The organism is Paenibacillus sp. DMB20 (assembly GCF_000987955.1).
In the GTDB taxonomy this organism is placed as follows: Bacteria; Bacillota; Bacilli; order Paenibacillales; family Paenibacillaceae; genus Paenibacillus_AQ.
The window spans coordinates 49,790-71,431 of sequence record NZ_LAZU01000015.1; the positions used below are offsets into that span (position 1 = coordinate 49,790).

At 53.2% G+C, this 21,642-nt stretch carries 16 protein-coding genes and 4 pseudogenes; 11 read left to right on the top strand and 9 right to left on the bottom strand.

Translation table 11 applies throughout. The annotated features are described in order from the left end of the window. Positions 1–18 precede the first annotated feature (18 nt). The 3 genes from XI25_RS05135 to XI25_RS05145 are packed head-to-tail and all read left to right on the top strand — an operon-like array spanning position 19 to position 4,180. Positions 19–579 carry a MarR family winged helix-turn-helix transcriptional regulator gene (locus XI25_RS05135; protein WP_082112216.1) on the top strand — a complete coding sequence of 187 codons (561 nt, stop codon included), beginning with the start codon at positions 19–21 and terminating at the stop codon, positions 577–579. Continuing rightward, on the top strand, positions 579–2,306 hold the full coding sequence (locus XI25_RS05140) for an ABC transporter ATP-binding protein (RefSeq protein WP_046677657.1): 1,728 nt from the start codon (positions 579–581) through the stop codon (positions 2,304–2,306). The genes XI25_RS05135 and XI25_RS05140 overlap by 1 nt, the downstream gene beginning before the upstream one ends. Continuing rightward, complete coding sequence (locus tag XI25_RS05145; protein WP_046677658.1) at positions 2,303–4,180, top strand: ABC transporter ATP-binding protein; 1,878 nt, start codon at positions 2,303–2,305, stop codon at positions 4,178–4,180. The genes XI25_RS05140 and XI25_RS05145 overlap by 4 nt, the downstream gene beginning before the upstream one ends. A 605-nt stretch (positions 4,181–4,785) precedes the next feature. On the opposite strand, the pseudogene XI25_RS34140 reads toward XI25_RS05145, so the two are convergent. From XI25_RS34140 to XI25_RS05180, 7 genes and pseudogenes are all read right to left on the bottom strand, one after another. Continuing rightward, positions 4,786–5,402 (bottom strand): annotated as a pseudogene (locus tag XI25_RS34140) (transcriptional regulator). A 351-nt stretch (positions 5,403–5,753) separates the two neighbouring features. After that, entirely contained in the window at positions 5,754–6,482 is a 729-nt protein-coding gene (gene ccmA, locus XI25_RS05155; RefSeq protein ID WP_046677659.1) for a heme ABC exporter ATP-binding protein CcmA, read from the bottom strand. Beyond that, positions 6,475–7,362 (bottom strand): ABC transporter permease, encoded by an 888-nt coding sequence (locus XI25_RS05160; RefSeq protein WP_082112217.1) that lies wholly within the window; start codon positions 7,360–7,362, stop codon positions 6,475–6,477. The genes ccmA and XI25_RS05160 overlap by 8 nt, the downstream gene beginning before the upstream one ends. Continuing rightward, positions 7,328–7,936 carry a nitrous oxide reductase accessory protein NosL gene (locus XI25_RS05165; protein WP_046677660.1) on the bottom strand — a complete coding sequence of 203 codons (609 nt, stop codon included), beginning with the start codon at positions 7,934–7,936 and terminating at the stop codon, positions 7,328–7,330. The genes XI25_RS05160 and XI25_RS05165 overlap by 35 nt, the downstream gene beginning before the upstream one ends. Continuing rightward, positions 7,933–9,285: a right-handed parallel beta-helix repeat-containing protein gene (locus XI25_RS05170; protein ID WP_082112218.1), complete on the bottom strand. Its 1,353-nt coding sequence runs from the start codon at positions 9,283–9,285 to the stop codon at positions 7,933–7,935. Before XI25_RS05170 ends, XI25_RS05165 begins: the two co-directional genes overlap by 4 nt. A gap of 149 nt (positions 9,286–9,434) precedes the next feature. Then, on the bottom strand, positions 9,435–10,082 hold the full coding sequence (locus XI25_RS05175) for a response regulator (RefSeq protein WP_046677661.1): 648 nt from the start codon (positions 10,080–10,082) through the stop codon (positions 9,435–9,437). Next, positions 10,079–10,906 (bottom strand): sensor histidine kinase, encoded by an 828-nt coding sequence (locus tag XI25_RS05180; protein ID WP_046677717.1) that lies wholly within the window; start codon positions 10,904–10,906, stop codon positions 10,079–10,081. The genes XI25_RS05175 and XI25_RS05180 overlap by 4 nt, the downstream gene beginning before the upstream one ends. A gap of 327 nt (positions 10,907–11,233) precedes the next feature. Here XI25_RS05180 and XI25_RS05185 point away from each other — a divergent pair, with 327 nt between their 5' ends. The 3 genes and pseudogenes from XI25_RS05185 (at position 11,234) to XI25_RS05195 (ending at position 14,372) form a co-directional block, all read left to right on the top strand. Further along, entirely contained in the window at positions 11,234–12,121 is an 888-nt protein-coding gene (locus tag XI25_RS05185; protein ID WP_046677662.1) for a diacylglycerol/lipid kinase family protein, read from the top strand. 369 nt (positions 12,122–12,490) lie between these two features. Further along, positions 12,491–13,788, top strand: a pseudogene (locus XI25_RS05190) (NCS2 family permease). Positions 13,789–13,919: 131 nt separating this feature from the next. After that, positions 13,920–14,372, top strand: coding sequence for a hypothetical protein (locus XI25_RS05195; protein WP_046677663.1), 453 nt, complete (start codon positions 13,920–13,922; stop codon positions 14,370–14,372). Positions 14,373–14,573: 201 nt separating this feature from the next. Here XI25_RS05195 and XI25_RS05205 read toward each other — a convergent pair whose 3' ends face one another. Further along, a complete protein-coding gene (locus XI25_RS05205; protein WP_046677665.1) occupies positions 14,574–16,130 on the bottom strand; it encodes an FAD-dependent oxidoreductase in 1,557 nt (518 codons plus the stop codon). A gap of 259 nt (positions 16,131–16,389) precedes the next feature. Here XI25_RS05205 and XI25_RS05210 point away from each other — a divergent pair, with 259 nt between their 5' ends. From XI25_RS05210 to XI25_RS05225, 5 genes and pseudogenes are all read left to right on the top strand, one after another. Further along, complete coding sequence (locus tag XI25_RS05210) at positions 16,390–17,751, top strand: spore germination protein (protein WP_046677718.1); 1,362 nt, start codon at positions 16,390–16,392, stop codon at positions 17,749–17,751. Further along, positions 17,744–18,862 (top strand): GerAB/ArcD/ProY family transporter, encoded by a 1,119-nt coding sequence (locus XI25_RS05215; protein WP_046677666.1) that lies wholly within the window; start codon positions 17,744–17,746, stop codon positions 18,860–18,862. Before XI25_RS05210 ends, XI25_RS05215 begins: the two co-directional genes overlap by 8 nt. After that, the gene (locus XI25_RS05220; RefSeq protein ID WP_235439670.1) at positions 18,859–19,764 is read left to right on the top strand and encodes a Ger(x)C family spore germination protein; all 906 of its coding nucleotides are present in this window, start codon (positions 18,859–18,861) and stop codon (positions 19,762–19,764) included. The genes XI25_RS05215 and XI25_RS05220 overlap by 4 nt, the downstream gene beginning before the upstream one ends. Next, positions 19,698–19,967, top strand: coding sequence for a Ger(x)C family spore germination C-terminal domain-containing protein (locus XI25_RS34145; RefSeq protein ID WP_235439676.1), 270 nt, complete (start codon positions 19,698–19,700; stop codon positions 19,965–19,967). The genes XI25_RS05220 and XI25_RS34145 overlap by 67 nt, the downstream gene beginning before the upstream one ends. Before the next feature lie 112 nt (positions 19,968–20,079). After that, a pseudogene (locus tag XI25_RS05225) lies at positions 20,080–21,029 on the top strand (aldo/keto reductase family protein). Positions 21,030–21,032: 3 nt separating this feature from the next. Here XI25_RS05225 and XI25_RS36715 read toward each other — a convergent pair. Further along, positions 21,033–21,571, bottom strand: a pseudogene (locus XI25_RS36715) (GGDEF domain-containing protein). Between the last annotated feature and the right edge of the window lie 71 nt (positions 21,572–21,642).

Genomic DNA, 21,642 nt, shown 5'->3' on the forward strand with positions numbered 1-21,642 from the left:
TGGAGAGGGAGGTGCGTCATGACAGACTCAGACAAGCGGAAAGCCTGCGGCTTTGCGGAAGGGGATGAAGCCCAGGAAGAAGAAGGCAGGGACTGCTTTAGTCGGGATGCTGCAGGAAGGCTTGCACGGAGCTTTAGTCTGTTTCACAAAAGAGATTGGGATAAAGTGAACATCTCCGGGTATACCACCGGTGAAATCAAGGTGTTGATGACGCTGAAGTTTCAAGCGGGGGCACAAGGGGAATCCGGCATGAAGGTGTCGGAGATCAGCCGGCTTATGCGGGTCACCTCGCCGACGATTACCCAATTTTTGAACGGTCTCGAAGGGAAGGGGCTCCTGGAGCGCGTAATGGATGAGAAAGACAGGCGGGCGGTCCGCGTTCGGCTGACACCGGAAGGCGTTACGATCGCGGTAAGAGCTCGCGAGGCTTTCAAAGCCAACTTCAGAGGCCTGGTGGATTTTCTGGGAGAAGAGAGCAGCGATGAGCTCGCCCGGCTGCTGACAAAGGTATACACCTATATGAATGAAAATGAAATCCAGTTCAATGTGACCGAATCGAACACCGAGGGGATGAAATGATGCTGAAATTATTCCGGCATATGAGACCGTACCGGACAGCGGTCCTGCTTGTACTGCTGTTTACTTTTTTCCAGGCGATGTCCGAACTTTATTTGCCTACCCTTATGGCGGACATCGTTGACGTCGGCATTGTAAAGGGAGATATTCCTTATATATGGAAAGTAGGCGGATTTATGCTTGCCGTGGCGGCAGGCGGAATGCTCTGTTCTATCGTGGCCAGCTATTTGGCGGCCAAGTCCGCTTCCGGCTTTGGCAAGCTCCTGCGCAGCAGGGTGTTCTCGCATGTCGAGAACTTTACGCTGCAGGAGTTTGATAAGATCGGCACGGCCTCGCTGATTACGCGTACCACGAACGACATTACGCAGGTGCAGCAGGTTACGATCATGATTTTGCGCATGCTGGCGCTGGCGCCGATGATGTGCATCGGAGGCATTATCATGGCGGTCTCGCGCGATCCAGGCCTGACCACCGTGCTGATAGCCGTACTTCCAATCCTGGCACTCGCTATTTTTATGATCGCCAAAAAAGGGATTCCGCTCTTTAAAGTGATTCAGGTAAAAATCGATACGCTCAGCCGGGTCATGCGCGAAAGCTTGACGGGGATCAGGGTTATCCGTTCATTTAACCGGACGGAGCATGAGAAGGCCCGTTTCGATGAAGCGAATGAGGACTTAACCCAAATCTCCATCAAAGTCAATAAAATCATGGGCGCCATGATGCCCGTCATGATGCTTATTATGAACTTTGCAACGCTGGCCATCGTCTGGTTCGGCGGCCATCGCATCGAGGAGGGACATATGCAGGTCGGCGATCTCATGGCCTTTTTGCAGTACGCCATGATGATCATGTTCTCGCTGATCATGGTATCGGTCATGTTTGTCATGATTCCGCGCGCCCAGGCTTCGGCTGTCCGAATCAACGAGGTGCTTGGAATGATGCCTGAGATGAACGATCCCAAAGAGGCGAGCGGAATTTCCGCGCGCAAAGGTTACATCTCGTTCGAGGACGTGACGTTTTATTACCCCGGTGCGGAAGAGCCGGCGATATCGAATATCTCCTTTGCAGCCGGCCCCGGGGAAATTACGGCGGTGATCGGCGGCACCGGCTCGGGAAAGTCGACCCTGATCAGCCTGATCCCGCGGTTCTATGATGTGACGTCAGGCCGCATTCGAATCGACGGCACGGACATCCGGGAGATGAAGCAAGAGGAGCTCCGTTCCAAAATCGGATTCGTTCCCCAGAAGGCCCTCCTCTTTACCGGCTCCATAGCGGACAATATCCGTTACGGTAAAGAAGATGCGACGGATGAGGAGATTCGCTATGCAGCGAAGGTGGCTCAGGCAGACGAATTCATCTCCTCGATGGAAGGCGGTTATGACGCGGAGATTTCCCAAGGAGGCAGCAACGTTTCCGGCGGGCAAAAACAGCGCTTGTCCATTGCCCGTGCGCTGGTCCGGCGGCCGGAGATCTACGTGTTCGACGACAGTTTCTCGGCACTGGACTTTAAGACCGACGCCAAGCTTCGAGCGGCCTTGAAGCAGGAGACGACCGAGTCCAGCGTTCTGATCGTGGCCCAGCGGGTCAGCACGGTCATGGATGCGGACCGGATTATCGTGCTGGATGAAGGCAAGGTGGCTGGGATCGGCACCCATGCCGAACTGATGGATAGCTGCACGGTATACCGCGAGATCGTATCATCCCAGCTGTCAGAGGAGGAGATCGCATGAGTGCACATAAAAAAGAAGGCGGACATCCGCGCGGCGGAGGCCCTTTCGGCGGCGGTCCCCATGGACCGGGCATGCCGGCCGAGAAGGCGAAGGATTTTAAAGGCACGTTCCGCCGGCTGACGGGGTACCTGAAGCCGCACAGCGGCAAGCTGCTTGCGGTCCTGGTTGCGGCGATCCTCAGCACGGTGTTCAGCATTGTCAGCCCGAAAATTCTTGGCGAGGCGACCACCAAGCTGTTTGAAGGCCTGATGGCCCAAAGGCAGGGAGTGCCCGGCGCGGGGATCGATTTTGCGGCTATTCAGGAAATCATGCTTTGGTTGGCGGGCTTGTACCTGTTCAGCGCCCTATTCGGCTATATTCAACAGTACGTTATGGCGGGCGTAGCCCAGCGTACGGTCTATAATTTGCGAAAAGAAGTGAGCGAGAAGCTGAACCGGCTGCCGCTCAAGTATTTTGACGCCCGTACGCACGGTGAAACGCTCAGCAGGGTGACGAACGATATGGACAATATCAGCAGCACGCTTCAGCAAAGCCTGACCCAGTTGATCACCTCGGTCGTTACGCTGGTCGGCGTCACGGTCATGATGTTGTCGATCAGCCCGCTGATGACGCTGGTTGTGTTCCTTACGCTGCCAATGAGCGTCATCGTGACGATGACGGTGGCAAAGCGTTCGCAGAAGCAGTTCGCGGACCAGCAAAAGCATCTGGGCCAGTTGAACGGCCACGTGGAAGAAATGTACACCGGTCACAAGGTCGTCAAGGCTTTCGGGCGCGAGCGCCAGGCGATCGAGGAGTTCGATGAGGTGAACGACAAGCTTTATAACGCAGGCTGGCGTGCCCAGTTCATTTCCGGGACGATTATGCCGCTGATGGGATTTATCGGCAACATCGGTTATGTGATCGTCAGTATTATAGGCGGTGTGCTCGTTACCCGCCGTGCGATTGAAATCGGGGATATCCAGGCGTTTATTCAATACTCCCGCCAGTTTACCCAGCCGATTACCCAGCTTGCGAATATTGCCAATGTGATCCAGTCCACGATCGCTTCGGCGGAGCGGGTGTTTGAAGTGCTGGACGAGGAAGAGGAAGTGGCTGAAGAGAAAGCTCCGAAAGAACTTGGTCATCCGCGGGGAGAGGTGCAGTTCGAGCATGTGAAATTCGGCTACAATCCGGATAAAACGCTGATTGAGGACATGAACGTGGATGTGAGACAGGGGCAAACGGTCGCGATCGTCGGTCCTACCGGAGCAGGCAAAACGACCCTCGTGAACTTGCTGATGCGGTTTTATGAGCTGGGCGGCGGCCGAATTACGATTGACGGCGTGGATATTAACCAAATGAGACGCAGCGACCTGCGCAGCCTGTTCGGCATGGTGCTGCAAGATACATGGCTCTTTAACGGCACGATCCGCGACAATATCGGATACGGCCGGGCAGGGGCTGCGGAGAGGGAAATCGTGCAGGCGGCCGAAGCGGCGTTCGCCGATCATTTTATCCGTACGCTGCCGGAAGGTTATGATACGGTACTGAACGAGGAAGCCTCCAACATTTCGCAGGGGCAAAAGCAGCTGCTGACGATTGCCCGGGCGATCCTTGCCGACCCGGCCATTCTGATTTTGGATGAGGCGACAAGCAGCGTGGATACGCGGACCGAGCTTTACATCCAAAAGGCGATGAAGGAGCTGATGCAGGGCAGAACGAGCTTTGTCATTGCGCACCGGCTGTCAACGATCCGCGATGCGGATCTGATCCTGGTCATGAACGAGGGCCGCATTATCGAGCAGGGAACGCATGAAGAACTGTTGATGAAGGGCGGATTTTATGCGGATCTGTACAACAGCCAGTTCAGCGGTGCCGCCTTGGAGGTAGGGTGAAGCGCGAGGCTGCTGTTGGGATTGGACGCCTTGGCCGTCGTCCATGTCAAGGCTTCTAGCTCTCGTAAAACAAATCAACCACTCCTTGTAGGAGCTGGTTGATTTGTTTTGTCGAGTTTGATGGGGGAATGCCGAAATTCTGGCACAGCATGCGCAACCGCGGGGACACTTTTCGTGTTAGATGATGGGGGTGCGCCGTTGTGTGAATAGTGGCTGAAAGTATGAGTAGTGTGATTCGTTTTCGCCAAGTAGCGGGAGAGCTCCAGTAATTTCATCTAAGCTCAATAAGGAGCGGTAATGTGTTGGGAGTTTAAACCCTTGAGCTCAGGATTCAATGTACAGTGACACCAGTTCCGTTATTTCAAGAAAATCAGCCCAACTGGCCCTTTTTCGGACAGAGGTTCCGTTAATACCGGTAATTTGTGTGGACTTCGTACTGAAACGAGTAAATAACGGAACTCTGTCCATTAAAGTCAAAAAAGTAGCAAAATGAACAAAATAGCGGAACCAGTGTCAATTTACGATAAGCTTGCAGGCATTAGTAAGATCAAGGACTACAGATCTCATAAAAGAAACTGGTGTCCGCCGAAAAGTGCATTCGGTCCTCAGTTCATTCTGATTTTGTAGGTCCGATATCTTTGTTGACCGCTAACGACTTCCAACAGCTGAAGGTCAACGAGTCTGTACAAGATGCGTCTAACATGTCGATCGGTGACTTTTAGGTGAGCGGCTGCTTCCGCAATAGTAAACGGTCTGAGCAGCCGCCTGCCGAGTCTCAAGATCTCTGCTTCCAACCAGGATAACGAAGATGGCACATCGGATGTTATGAATCTCCCGATGAATGAAAGCACCAGCTGTTGGCATTGCTTGGGCTCGTCGGTAATGGAGGGGTACGCTATAGGGAGGAAAATCCAACCGTCTAATGCCAACAAGCAATGTCTTGTACACAGATCCTTGAAGCGCCTAACATCGAGGTCCCGTGCATGGGAGGCATATCCTTGAATTTCAATGCCGCCTTTTGAGCCGCCGGGCATATAGGCCAGGCCAAATACCGGTATCCGTTGTTGAAATCTCGGACCTCCCATTCCGGATGCAAGTGATCAAAGTTACCGACAATGGGAAACCATATCGACCGCAGAAACTCCATCGTTCCATGACCAAGCCCCTTGCCGAGCAGTTCCCGTCTTCGGTGATTTTTCTCTGCTACTAAGCAGGCGTGCAGCCATTCTTCATACTTTTGCTGGAACGTAGTAAACCGAACCTCCCTTTACTTTTTTTCAAGAGTCATTGGGGCAGAGCCTTAACAAACTTGCTCACCGCCCCCCTACAAAACAAAAAGCCGCTCCATCGCAGCGTCCCTGATCCTTGTGTCAGGGAGCTGTAATGGAGCGGCGTGTGCTTCACGGCCTATGTGGCCAGTATAACGTGCAGCGTTTATTTCAGCAATGGTTTATGCACGAAAAACGAGGCCTAGCGGTTCATCCAACAAGGTTGCTTCCTAAAACGCCGAATTTACGGAGCAGCTTGCGACCGCCCCCTTATATCATCCGATCCCGTTCCAACCAGACCCTTCCTATGCCCTCTGAACTACCAGATCGGCAAAAGCGCCGTATAACCCGCCGTTATTCCGGTACTGCTCTTTCAGCGGCGCGACCGGGCCCGCGTAACGGACATAACCGGCATCCAGAAAAACAACCCGATCCGCCGCTTGCTCCGCCACGTTCAGCTGGTGCGTGGAAAAAACGACGGCCAGGCCGTCCTCCGCGCTTTGGCGCACGAGAGCCGAGAAGGAGTCCATCCAGTAGGGATCCAGCCCATTGGTGGGCTCATCCAGCACGAGCACCGGAGGCTTGGCCAGCATGGCTTGCGCAAACAGAAGCCGCTGACGCATGCCTTTGGAGAAGGCCGATACCTTTTTGTGGCGCACTTCCTCCAGTCCGGTCATCCGCAGAAGCTCGTTCACGCGTTCCCCGGAGGCGTCCCTGAGGGAACCGTAAAACCTCAGCGTCTCGAGGGCTGTCAGGGCGTCCCCGAACTGAAAATCATCCGGCATGTAGCCGATGCTGCGCGCGCATTCCTTCCGGTGCCGGGCCCATTCCATTCCATTTATCCGGATCGTTCCGCCGCTTGGCCTGGATATGCCGGCAATCATCCGCAGGATGGTGCTTTTGCCGGCCCCGTTGCCGCCGCACAAAGCGAGTACCCGGCCGGGTTCAAGCGTGAAGCTGACCGGCTGCACCAGTGTCTGTTTTTTGATTCTTTTGGTGACCTGCTCCAGCTCTAATGCGTTGCGATCAGGCACGTCTTCTCCTCCTCTCCAGAATTACTATGGCGGCGATGAGCAGTACCGCGATCCACAATAGGCTGCTCGCCAGAAAAGTGACCGTGCCCTCGGGACGGTACATCCAGTTCACCCATTTATAATATTCGGGGCCCAGAACCGATCCGCCCCCCAGCTTCACGACAAGAAACAGGCGGGACAGCTCCGCCGGATTCAAGAATACCAGCAGCATCAGGAGCGGCTTGATCAAGGTATACGGCACCAGACCGAGCAGGGCCACCAGCAGCGTCGGCCAGCCCAGCACGAGGAAGAACCAGACGGCCACCCCGAACGTCAGCGCCTGCCAGCGATTTTTGCATAATGTTCCGATAAGGAGGGCAAGGCTGAGAAACATCAGCACCAGCATCGCGGAAAACATTAGAAACAGCATAAAGGATGTCCATGAATAGCTGTGGGTGACAAACGAGCTGACCAGCCCGGAAAGACCGAAGCCGACCGCAACAATAACGAGCAGCACGTAAGTCATTCCCGCAAATTTACCGATCATGTATGAAGACGAGCCCAAAGGGTAGGTCGACAGGAGCTGCCAACCTCCTTCTTCCTTTTCCGCGGTAATGGAAAAGGAACCGAGCAGAAGGGTCATCAGCGGCAGCAGGTAGAGGATCAGGTTAATCATCGCGCCCGTCGTGCCGGAGTAATCCTCACCGCCTTGACGGGTTTGAATGGACAGAAGCGCCAAGCCGAAGAGGGCGAACAGCACCATGAACGAATAGGACCACGGATTGCGGAAGCCAAGCTTGATTTCACGGCGGGTAATGGCCCCTATGGCGCGCAGGCCAAGGAAGTCCTCGTCGCCGCTGTTATGGTTATTTATGTTCCTGTTGTCCCTGGGTTTCGTCATGTCCCATGTGCTCCTGGTCTTCGTTATGGGTCTTGCCGTTATCGGAATCCTCCCCGTGAGCGCTGTCCCCGTTTTCATCATGTTTGTGGCCGCCATGCATTTCCTTCATCATGTCCGGGTCGGCTTCCCATTTGTGCTGGTCAAGTTCGGCACTGGACATCATCCGGCCGGATCCATGCTCGCTGACGAATTTTTCGGCGTCTTCTTTTTTCTGAAAGGAGATCACCCCGAAGGCCATCGGCGTGCGGATTCCTTTATCGTACACATAGGTGGCGTCTTCAAGATGCATCCATTCCTTGGTGTTGTAATCCCTGACGAACTGCGCGCCGATTTGATCGGTACCGTTTTTCTGCTTCCACACGAACAGATCGCCGAGATCGTCGAATTTCAGTATCTTTTTGTCCTTCAGCTGGATCTGGGTCGCAAACGGGTTGTCTTTAACCTGCATGTTGCAGACCTCGCATTTGTCGACGTTTTCGTCGATGTCGGCGGCTTTGTACTCCTCTTTGCCGCCGCATGCTGCGGATAGTGCCACTAATAGGCTCAAGGTGATCATCATAAGCATTTTTTTCATGTCGTTTTCCCCCTGCATAAGAATATGGAATATAGACTGGCTGCCAGCAGCAAAACCGAAACGGCCGCGATTTTATAATCGGCGCTTTGATCTGCGGAACCGCCCGGCTGTTTAGGCTCCAGCAGCGGAGACTTGTCCTTCAGCCATTCCTTGGTGTCGGTGTGAAAAAGCTGTTCCAGTACCGGCATCCCCGGGGAATGGAACAGAAGCTGGAATGCAGGAACCGATCCGGTGATCCGGAGAAAGAACGGATTGATCTCATAAGGCAGGTTGCTGAAGCCGGACCCGTCCAGGTCAAGGACCTGGGCGCCGTCCCAATAGTTCCCGTCCGCATCGTTCCCCGAACTGTTTACGGATTGAGCAGGGACGACATTGGATACAAAACTGTTTTCGCGCAGCCGGTTATCGCTGGAATCGAGCATCTGCAGACCTATGAAATTTCCGGTGATCTCGTTCCGGGACAGCAGGTTCCCTTCGGATTGCTGAACAAACAAACCGACCCGGTTCCCCTGTACGGCATTTCCGTCCACTTCGGACTGCTTGACGTCATATAGCAGAAGCCCTTGCGAGTTTACGTTGCTGTTTTGCTTTTCAAACCGGTTATCCCGGATTGCCGCCCCCGTGACCCCCATGACCATGGCGCCTGTCACATTCTTCGTTCCTTGATTTCCGCTGAATAGCAGTTCCTCCGTAAACATGAAGTGAAAGCCGTATCTGGAGCGGAAAGTCTTGTTGCCGCTGACTACAGAAGACTGGCCGCCTTCAATGTAGATGCCGTCCTGCATAAGGTCAACGCTGTTTCCTGTGATCGTATTCCGGCTGGACTCATAGACATCGATGCCGTTGCCCCGCAGGACGGTTGACGGATTCTGCCCGGTCAGCTTCCCGCCGGCGATGGCGTTGTCCTTCAGGATGTTGTCATCCGCCTGCCGCAGCTGAATGCCGGTACCCAATGATTTGACCGTCAGCGCTTCAAGCCGGTTGTTCGAGGACTCCACAAGGACAGCCGGGACCGCCGCATTGCGGTACATCTGAACAATAGTGAGACCCTCAACCGCGACGTTATCCGATTTAACGGTCAATGCGGGCTGGTCGCTGTCGTTCACAATTTTGCCTTTTTTCGCGACTAAAGTGAGCGGTTTGTCAATGACAGCGGGGCCGCTGTAACTTTTTTCGTCATCCAGCGTCAAGACTTCACCGCTGGCCGCCCGGTCGATGATCGGCTGCAGCGGAACGGAAACCTCGACGGCTTGGGCAGTCCCCAAAGGCCCGTGAAATACGGCAGGGAAAACCGCCAGCATAAAAAAAGCACGGATCACCGTGCGTCGTCGTGAGTTGCCTCGCATCATCTTCCCCCTTTAAAGGCGGTTCAAAAAGCGGCTTTTTCCAACCTTCTGAAGCTAAAAACCCGGCTTTTCGAACACGTGCATGATAGACTCCGGCTGGTCCGTCTCTATCCTATAAGAAATGCGAAGGGAATGGGTATGGCCCTAAAGAGTCATTTGACCCACCCCTGGTCGTAAGCATAACGGGTCAGCTGGACCCGGTTATCCAGGTGGAGCTTTTGCATGATATTTTTCAGGTGATTCTTGACCGTGTTCTCGGAAATAATCAAAACTTCGGAGATTTCCCGGTTGGTCTTTCCCTTGGCGACCTGTTCCAGGATTTCCTGTTCACGTGCGGTAAGAGGGGAATGGACGGGCGCCCGGGGCTTGGTGGAAAACTCCATGAGCAGCTGGATGGCCAGCTCTCTGGACAGCGGGGCCTCATCCAGGGCGACAGCCTTCAGGTATTCCAGCCAGGCGTCGGGATCCAGGTTTTTCAGGAGATACCCTTGAGCTCCTTTTTTGATCGCCTCGAATAGATGGGTAATATCGTCCGAAACCGTTACGATAATAATTTTGACGTAAGGGTAGTCATTCTTGATTCGCCGGGTAGCTTCCAGTCCGCTCATATCCGGCATATGGATGTCCATGAGAATCATATCGGGCATATATTTCCCCGTATATTCCAGAGCCTCATGGCCGTTCCAGGCCTCCGCCACCACCTCAAAAGCCGGATCCGGCTCCAGGATCTCGCGCATGCCCTCCCTTGCATGCTTATGGTCGTCTGCGATCAACACTCGAATCGGCTGCACATTCGTCATCCTCTCTTTTTTTCGATGGATAAAATGGTACGGTCGCGTTTCCGAGCCAGCTGCATTTGCCAGCCAAGCCTTTCGGCGCGCTCTCTCATGATTTTCAGGCCGAACCGGTCCGGCTGGTCCAAAGGCTGTCCCGTGAAGCCCCGGCCGTCGTCCGTGATCAGCACGCGGAAACCGCCTGGGACGGCGGAGCCTTCGATGGATACGTAATCGGCATCGGCGTGTTTTCGTATATTTTGCAGACCTTCCCGGATCGAGGAATACAGCTCCACCTTTTCTTTTGTGGAGAGGCTTTCCTCCGGTATGGACCAGTCCAGCTCCACGGTCTTCCCGCTCTCGACCTCAAACTGGCCAATAAGATGACGGACGGAGCTTTCCCATACGAGGTCGGGACTCCGGGGAGGACGGCGCAAACTGCTGATGGCTTGCCTAACGTATTCGTTGATTTCCTGAGCCGTTTTGCGCAGGCTGGCATAGAGGGCGGAGTTCTCCGTGTTATCGGCATTTTTCATCCGGTCGACCTTCACGGACAAAAGAAACAGGGATTGTGCAATCCCGTCATGCAGCTCTTGGGCCATAGCTTCGCGTTCTTCCAATACCGCCTTGGCGGCTTGCTCCTGCTGCAGCTGTTTTTGAAGCTCCTCCATCTTGCCGAACAGCTTGAGGAGCAGGGTGATGCTGACGAGAAACACCAGCATCGGGGCAAGCCAGTTGCCGAGCTCCATCGATATATACGGAAGCAGGTATTCGTGCCGGACGAATTCCCAGACGCCGATCGTGAGCGTGGGGATAACCAGAATGAGGATTTTAATCGTTTTATAATTCATGACCGTCACCTTCGATTTCATTGAAAATAGGCTGGCTTATATCTACTAATCGCAAGCTTATCGTTATATGAGGTTGACGACAAAGCCGCTTTTAATGCAGTGAGCCATGATCCTTTATCTAATCTAATTCGAATCCGAAGCCTTTTCAATCCCGAGGATGCTTTGCATGGCAAATGCCGGGGTAAAACGAGGCTGCCAAGTTACTTGACGGATAAACAGGGTAATAATAATGAAAAGGTTCATGTCTTCCAGTTTTGAAACCCGTCTGGTTGAACCATGTATTATTGGTACTGGCGAGGGAGTGAACTTCCCAAGGAGGAAAGAGGTATGTATGATCGCGCGATGCTGGTTTATAACGGGAAGGCGGGACAGCGGGGGATCGATTCCGCGTTGGGGACGGTTATGGGGATCATTGCGCCGGAAATCCGGGAGCTTGTCCTGTTTCAGACCATGGGACCCGGCGACGGGGAAAGGGTCTGCCGGGAACGGGGAGAGGCGTTTGATCTTGTCCTTATTATGGGCGGCGACGGCACCGTTCACGAGTGCGTGAATGGGATCGCATCGCTTAAGAAGCCTCCGTTGATCGGCATACTTCCGGCAGGGACCTGCAATGATTTTGCCAGGTCGCTGAATCTGCCTGCAGATCTGGCGGAGGCTGCCAGGCAATTGATGCAGGGGATACGCCAAAAAGTCGACATTGGAACTGCGGGTGAACGCGTATTTACGAATTTTTTCGGCATCGGACTGATTACGGAGGCTTCGGAAAATATCCATGACGGATTAAAAGGAGCGCTGGGCCGAATCAGCTATTTTATCAGTACGCTTCAGACGGTACGAAAAGGGGAACGTTTCCAATATGCGCTGAAGTGGGATGAAGGCACCTTGGAGGACGAGGCTGTAATGGTGTATGTGTCAAACGGACGTTATCTCGGAACGCAAGCCCTGCCTTTTCCGGCAGAAGCTCTGACGGACGGGCGGCTCGATGTTTTGATTATACGCGAAGCCGGGCTGCCGCTGCTCAAGGAACTTCTGAGCCGCAAGGAGGAGGGGGAATGGGTGCCGAAGGATGACAGCATTCATTATTTCCAGACTACTTCTCTCAGCTTGGCCACCAGAGAGCCGATGAAGGCGGACACCGACGGAGAGAAGTATCTTGAAACGCCGGCGCTGCTTACGGTGAGGCCCCGTTCGCTTGAATTTTTAACCGGAAATTGATCAGTATTCCTGCATATCCCGGATGGCCAAGTCCGGAGCTTCATCGGACAGGCGATTGTAAAAATCGACGGTATTCTGTTCGTCACGGAACGATAAACAGCAGTCCGGCACGGTATTGGTTGGGACATTCCTCAATCAGCCGAGGGTATGCCGGATGCGTACATAACCAAAAACCTCCTTCATCATTTTTGCATAGCGTATGCAGGATAAATGCCTAAGGTACGCGATAAGGAGCGATCCCGCTGTATTCTTCGGTAACCCTCGTCCATAAAAACGGCGAGGCCGTTTCTGCTTGAAGGAACATAAGCGTTTTATTATTCGTGCCTTGTGCTCTACAAAGGGAAAATCACAGCCGGAAGGGATGTTACCATGTTCAAGTTGAAAGAGCGCGACACAACGGTTAAAACCGAGGTCCTGGCCGGGCTTACCGTCTTTTTGACAGTCGCATATATTATCATCGTGAATCCGATGATTCTGAAGGACGCCGGAGTTCCATTCGATCAGAGCTTCACGGCGACGATTGCCGCAACCGTGATCGGAACGATGTTTATGGCGTTTTTTGCCAATTACCCGATCATCATCGCACCGGCCATGGGACTTAACGCATATTTTACCTACTCCGTCATTGGAGGGCATGATATCCCTTATACGATTGGTTTTTCAGCCGTGTTCGTTTCCGGTATCGTATTCCTGTTCGTTTCCCTGACCCCGCTGCGAACCAAGCTGATCCACGCCATCCCCGAAAATCTGAAGCATGCCATTGCGGCGGGCATCGGCCTATTCATCGCGTTTATCGGCATGCGGCTGTCGGGAATCATAACGGATCATGAAACGAATCTGGTCACGCTGGGCGACTTTACGGAGCGGGGGTCGCTTTGACGCTGGTCGGCATTGCCGTGACGATTGCGCTGCTTGCGCTTCATGTTCAGGGCGCGCTGTTCATCGGCATGATCATAACGGGAGTGATTGCCTGGGCGACGGGACAGCTTCATTTTGACCAGGGGCTCGTGTCCCTGCCGCGGCTACCTGAAGGCATTCTTATCTATAATCCGGTAACTTCTCTCGGGGATATCATTGGATACGGCCTGTACAGCGTCGTGTTTTCATTCCTGCTCGTCATGCTGTTCGATACGACGGGCGCCATGCTCGCCATATTAAAGCAGGCCGGATTGATTAAAGACGGAAAGCTGGAACGGGCCGGCAGCGCCTTTGCCGCCGACTCGGTGGGCACCATCATCGGCTCCATGTTCGGGACAAGCCCGACGGCGGCTACGGTGGAATCGGCAGCCGGCGTAGGTGCCGGAGGAAAGACGGGCCTCACGGGAATGACCGTTGCCGTCCTGTTCATTGCCGCGGCTTTTTTCAGTCCGCTAATCGGATCGCTTTCGGGGGTGGCGGCAATCACGGCGCCTAGCTTGATCATCGTCGGCTGCATGATGATCCGCAGCGTATCGGACATTCAGTGGAACGACTTTGAAGAAGCCTTTCCGGCATTTCTGGTGATCATCAGCATGCCGCTGACCTCCAGCATCGCGAACGGAATTGCGCTCGGTTTTATCTCCTATCCTGTAATGAAAATCGCTAAACGCAAATTTCGCGAAGTGCACCCTTTCGTATATGTGTTTGCGGTGTTATTCCTGGTGCAGCTCATCTTTTTTGCCCACTAAAAACGGTTAGAGACACGGCGAGCTACGCAAAATTTTCATATTTTCTGTAAATAATTCACTGTTTTTCGTTGCATATTTTCATGAGGTTCTCTTATAATGATTTGTATATTTGCTAAGGGAGCCATGATGAATTGAAAAAGTCCGTACTGAACCGAATCGTTTCGGAATTGCTTAGTCGGTCGGGCAGCGGAGTTGCGGTGAAGATGGAATCGTATTTTCCGGGGGGCCGTTTGATCGGGGGAAAGTACGCCATGAATACTCACAGCGTAACAATGTATACCGAAGTCATTAAACAACAGTGCCTGCAACTGTTCGGTTCTCTTGAACCCGTCTATGATTATTTCGCGGTGGTGTTTGCGCACGAGCTTGGACACGCAGCCGATCTCAGCCTTGGGAAGCTGTGCGACGAGATGGAGAACACGGCCGATGAACGGAAACGGAAAGAGATCGCGCTGCAGATCGAAGAGAATGCGTGGAACAATGCCATGCCGTGGATGCTGGACGTGGACCCCGCTTTCATCAACGTTATTATTGACCGGTCGCTTGAGGCATACCGTGAAGTTCTTGCACCGGTGACCGCATAAATATATAGAGGTTTGGTTGCCTACGAATTTGACGGTCCGGCGGGCGGATCTTTCGGATTGCCAGGGGCAACGACATGGAAAAAATAAAGGCAGGACGCTGCTGACCTTAACGGTGAGCGCGTCCTGCCTATTATTTTTTCCTCCCGGTCTCTTCGAAAAACCTTTGGACCGAAAACGAAAAAAGCAGCAGCTGACTTGGTCTTAGCCTTCATCAGGGTCCAGTTTTTTTAACGGCTCTATCGCAGGACCTTCAAGAACTTTTCCGTCGTATGCGTAGCGGGAACCGTGGCAAGGGCAGTCCCACGAGCGTTCGCCTTCATTCCATTCAACCTCGCAGCCCATATGCGAACACGTGGTATCGACCAGAAAGAGCTTGCCCTTCTCGTTCTTGTAGGCTCCCGCCCGCTGACCGTTATGCCGCACGACCGCGCCTTCACCGGCTTTCAGGTCTTCGATGTTGGCATGGCTCATTTCGAACTTTCCGGCGATAAAATCTTTGGCGACGCCGGCATTCTGAACGATAAAGGTTTTGAGGGCCGGATCGGCGTTAAACCGCGAAGGGGTATACAGACCGGAATAGCGGTTTTCCTTTTCCAGAATCTGATCGGTCAGAATGATGGCTGCCGCGGTGCCGTTGGTCATCCCCCATTTGCGGTAGCCGGTGGCAACCAGTATGCGATCCTGTTTGGAAGTGATCGGTCCGATATAAGGGAGTTTATCGAGGGTAATCAAATCCTGCGTTGACCACCGGAACGGGATTGCCCGGGCACCGAGGAGTTCCCCGCCGAATTTCTCGAGATTCTCGTAATGCTGGTGGGTGCATTCGCTTTTGCCGGTCGGATGGTTTTCGCCGCCGACCAGAACGAGCTGTTCCCCGTTATAGGAAACGGAGCGGAGAGAGCGCGTAGGCTGGTCCACGCTCAGATACATGCCGCCGGGATAATCGGTTTCCGGTTTGATGGCCACCGCGTAGGAACGCTCGACATGCAGCCTTGCAAAATACATCGCTCTCCCGTCATGGAACGGAAAATGGGATGCCGATACCGCAAACTGGCACGTGATGCTGTGATTTCCCCGCCGGGTTTTGATCGTGATCGGCCCCTCTGTTTTTGCTTCCCCGCCGATCGTTGTATTTTCGTAAATCCTTCCGCCCATCTTCAGAAACTCCTCCACCATCCGCTTCAAATAAGCGAGCGGGTGAAACCGGTACTGGTTCGGCATCTTAATGGCGCCTTTGATCGGCATCGGCAGCGGAAGGCTTTCCAGCCACTCGCCGGGAATGCCAAGCTTCTTATATGCGCGGAACTCATCCTCCAGTTTGGAACGCATGTTTTCATCGTCCTGCGTGTAAATATACGCATCCTCTTGCTCCAAGTCGCATTCGGCTCCCATATCTTCTGTCCGGCGGCGGATAAAGTCCATGGCCTCGCTGCAGGCATCATAGTAGAGACGGGCCTGTTCTTCGCCAAAGTGATTCATGAACTCATGATAAATCATGCCGTGCTGGGCCGTTACCTTTGCCGTCGTAAATCCCGTGGTCCCGTTCAGAATCCGTCCTGCTTCCAGCAACACCACGTCCTTGCCTGCCTTTGCCAACAGATAGGCGGCTGTAATGCCGGTAATGCCGGCGCCAACGACCGCTACGTCGGCCTCAATATCCTCTGCGAGCCGAGGAAAAGCGGGGAGCTCCGTGGTTGCCCTCCAGAATGATTCCGGGAACCGCGGAAGACCCTGCTGCCCCGTATATTGCTCTTTCATACACATCCTCCTTCGTACAGTAACTTGATAAATGCCTGTCCCATTTGGGTTTGTCTACCATTATTACCACCTTGCCGAAAAAAGAAACGAGCCGGGCTTGATGGATGACCAATAATCCGGAAAACAAACAGGGTTATACAGGTTGGCCTGCATCTTGGAGATATATTTGGAGGTTTATAAATAATTTGGGACATTTTCGCAAAAAATAGCTTTGGCATCGTTATTCGATACGAAACCGAAGGGGAAGCGAGTGATTCAAATGGACAGTCGTAGAAGCAGGTCGGCTAAGGACATAAAGCAACGGCTGCTCGAGCAGTTGGAGAATATGGGCGACAAAGAAACGCGGGACCTGGTCATGGGGAATGAGCAGGTTTCCTTGGTTTATTTGAAAAGCATGTGTGATCCATCCCTTGTAACCGAAAATTTGATTAACCGTTTCTATGAGCTCAGAGACGTATCGGAATACGAGACGTACGTGAAGTCTTTCCCTTCCAGCAAAGAGGCCAAGGATGCGGAGGAGACGCTGGAAGGCATCCTTACGGGCTATACATCCGTTTTTATCAAAGATCATGTATATTTGTTCGATGTTTTGCTTGTGGAGGGGTCCATTGTTTTGCCGGCAGAGACCGAGAATGTGATCCAGGGACCTACGGATTCGTTCACGGAAAACATCGATACGAATATGAATCTGGTGCGGCGCAGGTATAAGACTGCCGATTTGAAGTCGGAGTCTATGACGATCGGGCGGGTGTCCAAAACGCGAATCGCCATTCTGTATGACATTACCCGGGTTGAGAAAAAAGTGCTGGACGAGCTGAGGAAGAGATTGTCCGGGATTGATGCGGACATTATCCAGACCGCCGCCGATATCGAAAGATTTACGATGAACCCGAAATTCCGCCTGTTCCCGACGGTAATGGTCAGCGAGCGTCCCGATCGGACGGTGCTGAATATATCGCAGGGCAAAATCGCGGTCATGGTCGATACGACAGGCTACGTCATTTTGCTGCCCGCGATATTCAACGATTATTTCACGGCGATGGATGATAAGGTCCAGCTGCCTCCGATAGGCTGGTTTCTGAAGGTGATCCGGTATATCGGTTTGTTTCTGACCGTTCTTCTGCCTTCGCTGTACGTTGCCTTTACCTCCTATAATCCTGAGATCCTGAAAATGCAGATTACCCTTCTCATTGCCGGCAGCCGGGCTACGGTTCCATACCCTTCCTTCTTCGAAGTCTTGTTCATGCTCCTGGCGATGGAGTTTCTGACCGAAGCCAGCGTGCGGCTGCCGAAGGCGATCGGTCCGACGGCCACGACCGTAGGGGGGTTAATATTGGGAACGGCGGCAACGGAGGCGGGATTGGTCAGCAACATCATGATTATCCTTGTGGCAGCCGTAGCGATTACGAATTTTGTCATCCCTGTAACGATGATGAGTTTCGGAATCAGGCTGTCCAAGTATATTTTCATTTTGCTCTCCACGTTTTTCGGGCTGGTCGGCATCGTTTTGGGGATTATCGCCATGATTATGTATTTGTGCAGCCTTCGGAGTTTCGGGAAGCCGTATCTGAAAATGTTCGCGGTGGAAAGGAACGGCAAGGAGGGACAGAGGAGTGGTTAGAAACAAGTATTTTTATTACCTCTTCCTGCTGAATGCGCTCATTAACCTCGTCAATTACGTGCCGCGCATACTGATTCAGGACCGGTATAACGGCGCCCTCCTTTCCACGATCATCGCGCTTGGGATCGGCATGGTCCTGCTGCTCCTTTTCGCCAAGCTGCTTGCCAAGTTTCCGCAACAGGGACTGCCGGAAATCATGCACAAGTTTTTGCCGAGATGGATTGGAAGCCCCCTGCTGATTCTGATGAGCAGCATATGGTTTACGTCCAGTGTCCTGACCCTGGTCGGCTTCGTCGATGTGACGAACCGGTTTATCAGCCCGGACGTATCGCCATACCTCGTTCTTGTCGGTTTTTTGACGGTGGTTGGACTAAGCGCAAGGCTGGATTCGGAGTCGATTCTGTATGGGCTGGAAATCGTGTTGTACATGACCTTTCCGCTGATCGTTTACATGGTGTTTCGCATATTCAGCAGTCCGTACTACAGCTGGGATGCCGTCCTGCAGGTCGTCACGTATTTGTGGAGAGTCCCTCAATATAAGACGGTAGCGGCAGCTACTTATGTGTTTGCCGGTTATACCAATATGGTTATTTTCAACCGTGTGTTCAAGAGACTGAGGGTCAGGCATTTCTGGCTGATCGTTCTGCTGGGCATAAATACGCTTGTCATTTCCATGTTCGCTCCAATCGGCTTTCTGGGGGCGGAAGGAGCCGGGGAGTATGTTTATCCGGCGTTCTCCACGATCGATTCGCTGCGGATCCGTTATTTTATTATTGAACGGATGATCTATGTGTTTTACGTCGTATACATGTGTCTCTCTCTGGTCAATTCCATCGTCCACTGGCATGTATCCAAGGAATTGCTTATGGGGGCATTCAAAAAGGTATCCCTTAGCGGGGTCAACACGCCAAAGGAAGTCAAGGGCAGAAAGAAAATGGAATGGTGGATACTCGCCATCTATTCGGTGATCGTTTATAGCTCGTCGCTCTTATTGGACCAGTTCACGCTCGCTGAACTGGCGGTGATTTTTCTGGACACCCGATTGGTCGGAGAAATCGTTCTGCTTGCGCTGATGTTCTATTTTGCCATGCGGAGGAGGCGGCATGCATGAAGGGAATAAAGAGGCTGCTTGCCGGCTTGATGTGCGCCGCGCTCCTGCTTTTAAACGGCTGCGAGTTTCGCGATATCGACCTCCGGCTGTTTGTGGTTGCCATAGGCGTGGATTTGATAGAAGACAACCCGGGCATGACCAGGTTCAGCTTCAAAATTTCCATTCCGATCGGCGATCCGAAGTCCGGCGAGGAAAAGTCCATGGTTATTACGCAGGACTCATCAACCATTGCCAATGCGGTTCGTCAGTTAAAATCGAAGGTGGATAAGGAGGTCGACTTCGGCCATTGCAAGGCCATTCTGTACGGGGAAGCTTACGCCAGGCAAGGGGTCGAAAAAGTCGAGGATTGGGCGATCCGGCGGAGGGACATCCAGTTGCTCTTGTATCCGGGGGTGGCCAGGCCTTCGGCGGAGGCGGTGTTGAATGTCGTGCCCCCCACGGAACGGATCGCTGGAAATTCCCTGTTCTTGGCGTTGAGCTCAGACGGAACGGAATCTCCTTTCATCGTCAAGACGTTTTCCTTTGAACTATCCCGGCGGATGCGGGAGAAGGGCAAAGACCCGGTTATTCCGGTCGTTGAAGCGGAAGGCGACACCATGTTGATCATTGATAAGGCAGCTCTCCTGGACAAGAAGAAAGTGGTTGAAATATTGTCTCCAGAAGAAACCAAGCTGTTGAACCTGCTGACCAGGAACGATCTGAGAACCAATTTTCCGGCGATGACCGACGGAGTCCATTATGACCTGAACATCATGACGACAAAAGCCCGATACCAGATCATGCTCCTGCGCCGGGAAAAGAGGTTGTCCGTTACAAGGTCCGGGTCGGGGGAAACATTGAGGAAAAGGATGAACCGGGGCAAATGTCCAAGCGGGAACAGCAAGAAATTGAGCAGGCTCTGAATAAAAGCCTCTCGGAAGACCTTGTCAAGTTCCTGGAAAAAATCCGCGATACCGGGCTGGATCCGCTGGGCTTCGGACTCCGTTTTTACGGTACCCACTGGAACAACCGCACGGAGGAGGAACAGTGGAAAGAGATCTATCCTCGAATCCGGTTCGAGGTAAAGGTGAATACGAGCGTCAAATCTACCGGCTATAACCGTTAAGGGGAGACTGAAAACCCGATTTTATGCACCGTACCTCAAAGGCTATTCATTGTGGGAATTAGTGTTAAAATGAAGGAGGGTATCTATTTTGCGTTAAGGAGGGTTTTGGAATATGGAATTCCGAAGACTGGGCGGCAGCGGGCTGAAGGTTAGCGAAATCAGCCTGGGCAGCTGGCTTACGTACGGCGGTTATGTGGAGCGCGAAAATGCCGTCAAATCCATACAGACGGCTTACGGGCTCGGCGTTAATTTCTTTGATACGGCCAATGTCTATGAACAAGGTGCCGCGGAGGTAGTTGTCGGTGAGACGTTGAAGGCCTTTCCCCGGGAATCTTACGTATTGGCCACGAAAGTGTTCGGCAAAATGGGGGACGGCCCGAATGATCAAGGCCTTTCCCGGAAACATATCATGGAGCAGTGCGATGCCAGCCTGAAGCGGCTGGGCATGGACTATATCGATATATATTACTGCCACCGTTTTCATCCCGAAACGCCGGTGCAAGAAACCCTACGGGCCTTGGATGATCTGGTGCGCCAGGGCAAGGTGCTCTATGTGGGCGTCAGCATGTGGACGGCGGCGCAGATGGAAGAGGCCCTTGCGGTTGCGGACCGGTATCTGCTGGACCGGATCGTGGTGAATCAGCCCCTGTACAATATGTTCGAGCGCAGCATCGAAAAGGAAATCATTCCGCTTGGCGAGAAAAAGGGGATCGGACAGGTGGTATACTCGCCGCTGGCACAGGGCGTCTTGACCGGAAAATACGCCGTCATGGAAAGCGTGCCGGAAAACAGCCGCGCCTCCAAACTGGGAGCCGACCGCCTCAAAATCAGTGAAGATCGCCTTCACAAAGTCCGGCAGCTTGGCGAGATCGCACAGGATCTGGGCATAACGGTCGGGCAGCTTGCATTGGCATGGATTCTCCGCCAGGGCAACGTTGCCAGCGCACTGGTTGGCGCAAGCGCCCGGAGCAGGTCGAAGAGAACGTAAACGCTTCGGGCATAAAGCTGACTGCCGATACGCTTGAAGCTATCGAGCAAATTTTGGAGTCCAAGGATGCTTAGTGCTCAGAAAGCGCATTCCCGGGCGGAACAAACACGGTTTCGGCCGCTGTTCTTGGCGCGGTAAAGCTCGGCGTCGGCCTGTTCAAGCAGGTCTTTCCCGTCCTCGGCGCGAATCGTGTCGGGATGCACCGCTACCCCGATGGAGATCGTAACTTGCAGCCGCGTACCGTCTTCCATCTCAAAAGAGTGGCGTTCGACCGCGGCCCGCATTTTCTCGGCAAGTGCCGACGCTTCTTCCAGGGAGGCGTTCGGGACAAGCACCGAGAATTCTTCGCCGCCATTCCGGGATACTTCGTCCACGGAGCGGGATTGATGTTTCAGCAGTCTGCTGATCTGCCGCAAAACGGCATCTCCGGCCGCATGGCCGTAGGTGTCGTTTATTTTTTGAAGTGGTCGATGTCGATGAGCAGCAAGCCCAGTTTTTCCCCGTGATGGTTTACCTCCAAAAAACGTTCGGAAAGCAGCTGTTCGAACTGGCGCAGATTGTTAAGGCTGGTTAAATAATCGGTTTCCGCGTTTTTTTTCATTTGCAGAAAAAGCATGTTGGACGCGTTGATGTATTCGGCAAGAGCATAAATAACGAAAGTACCGAGCACCGAGATGATGAACTGGG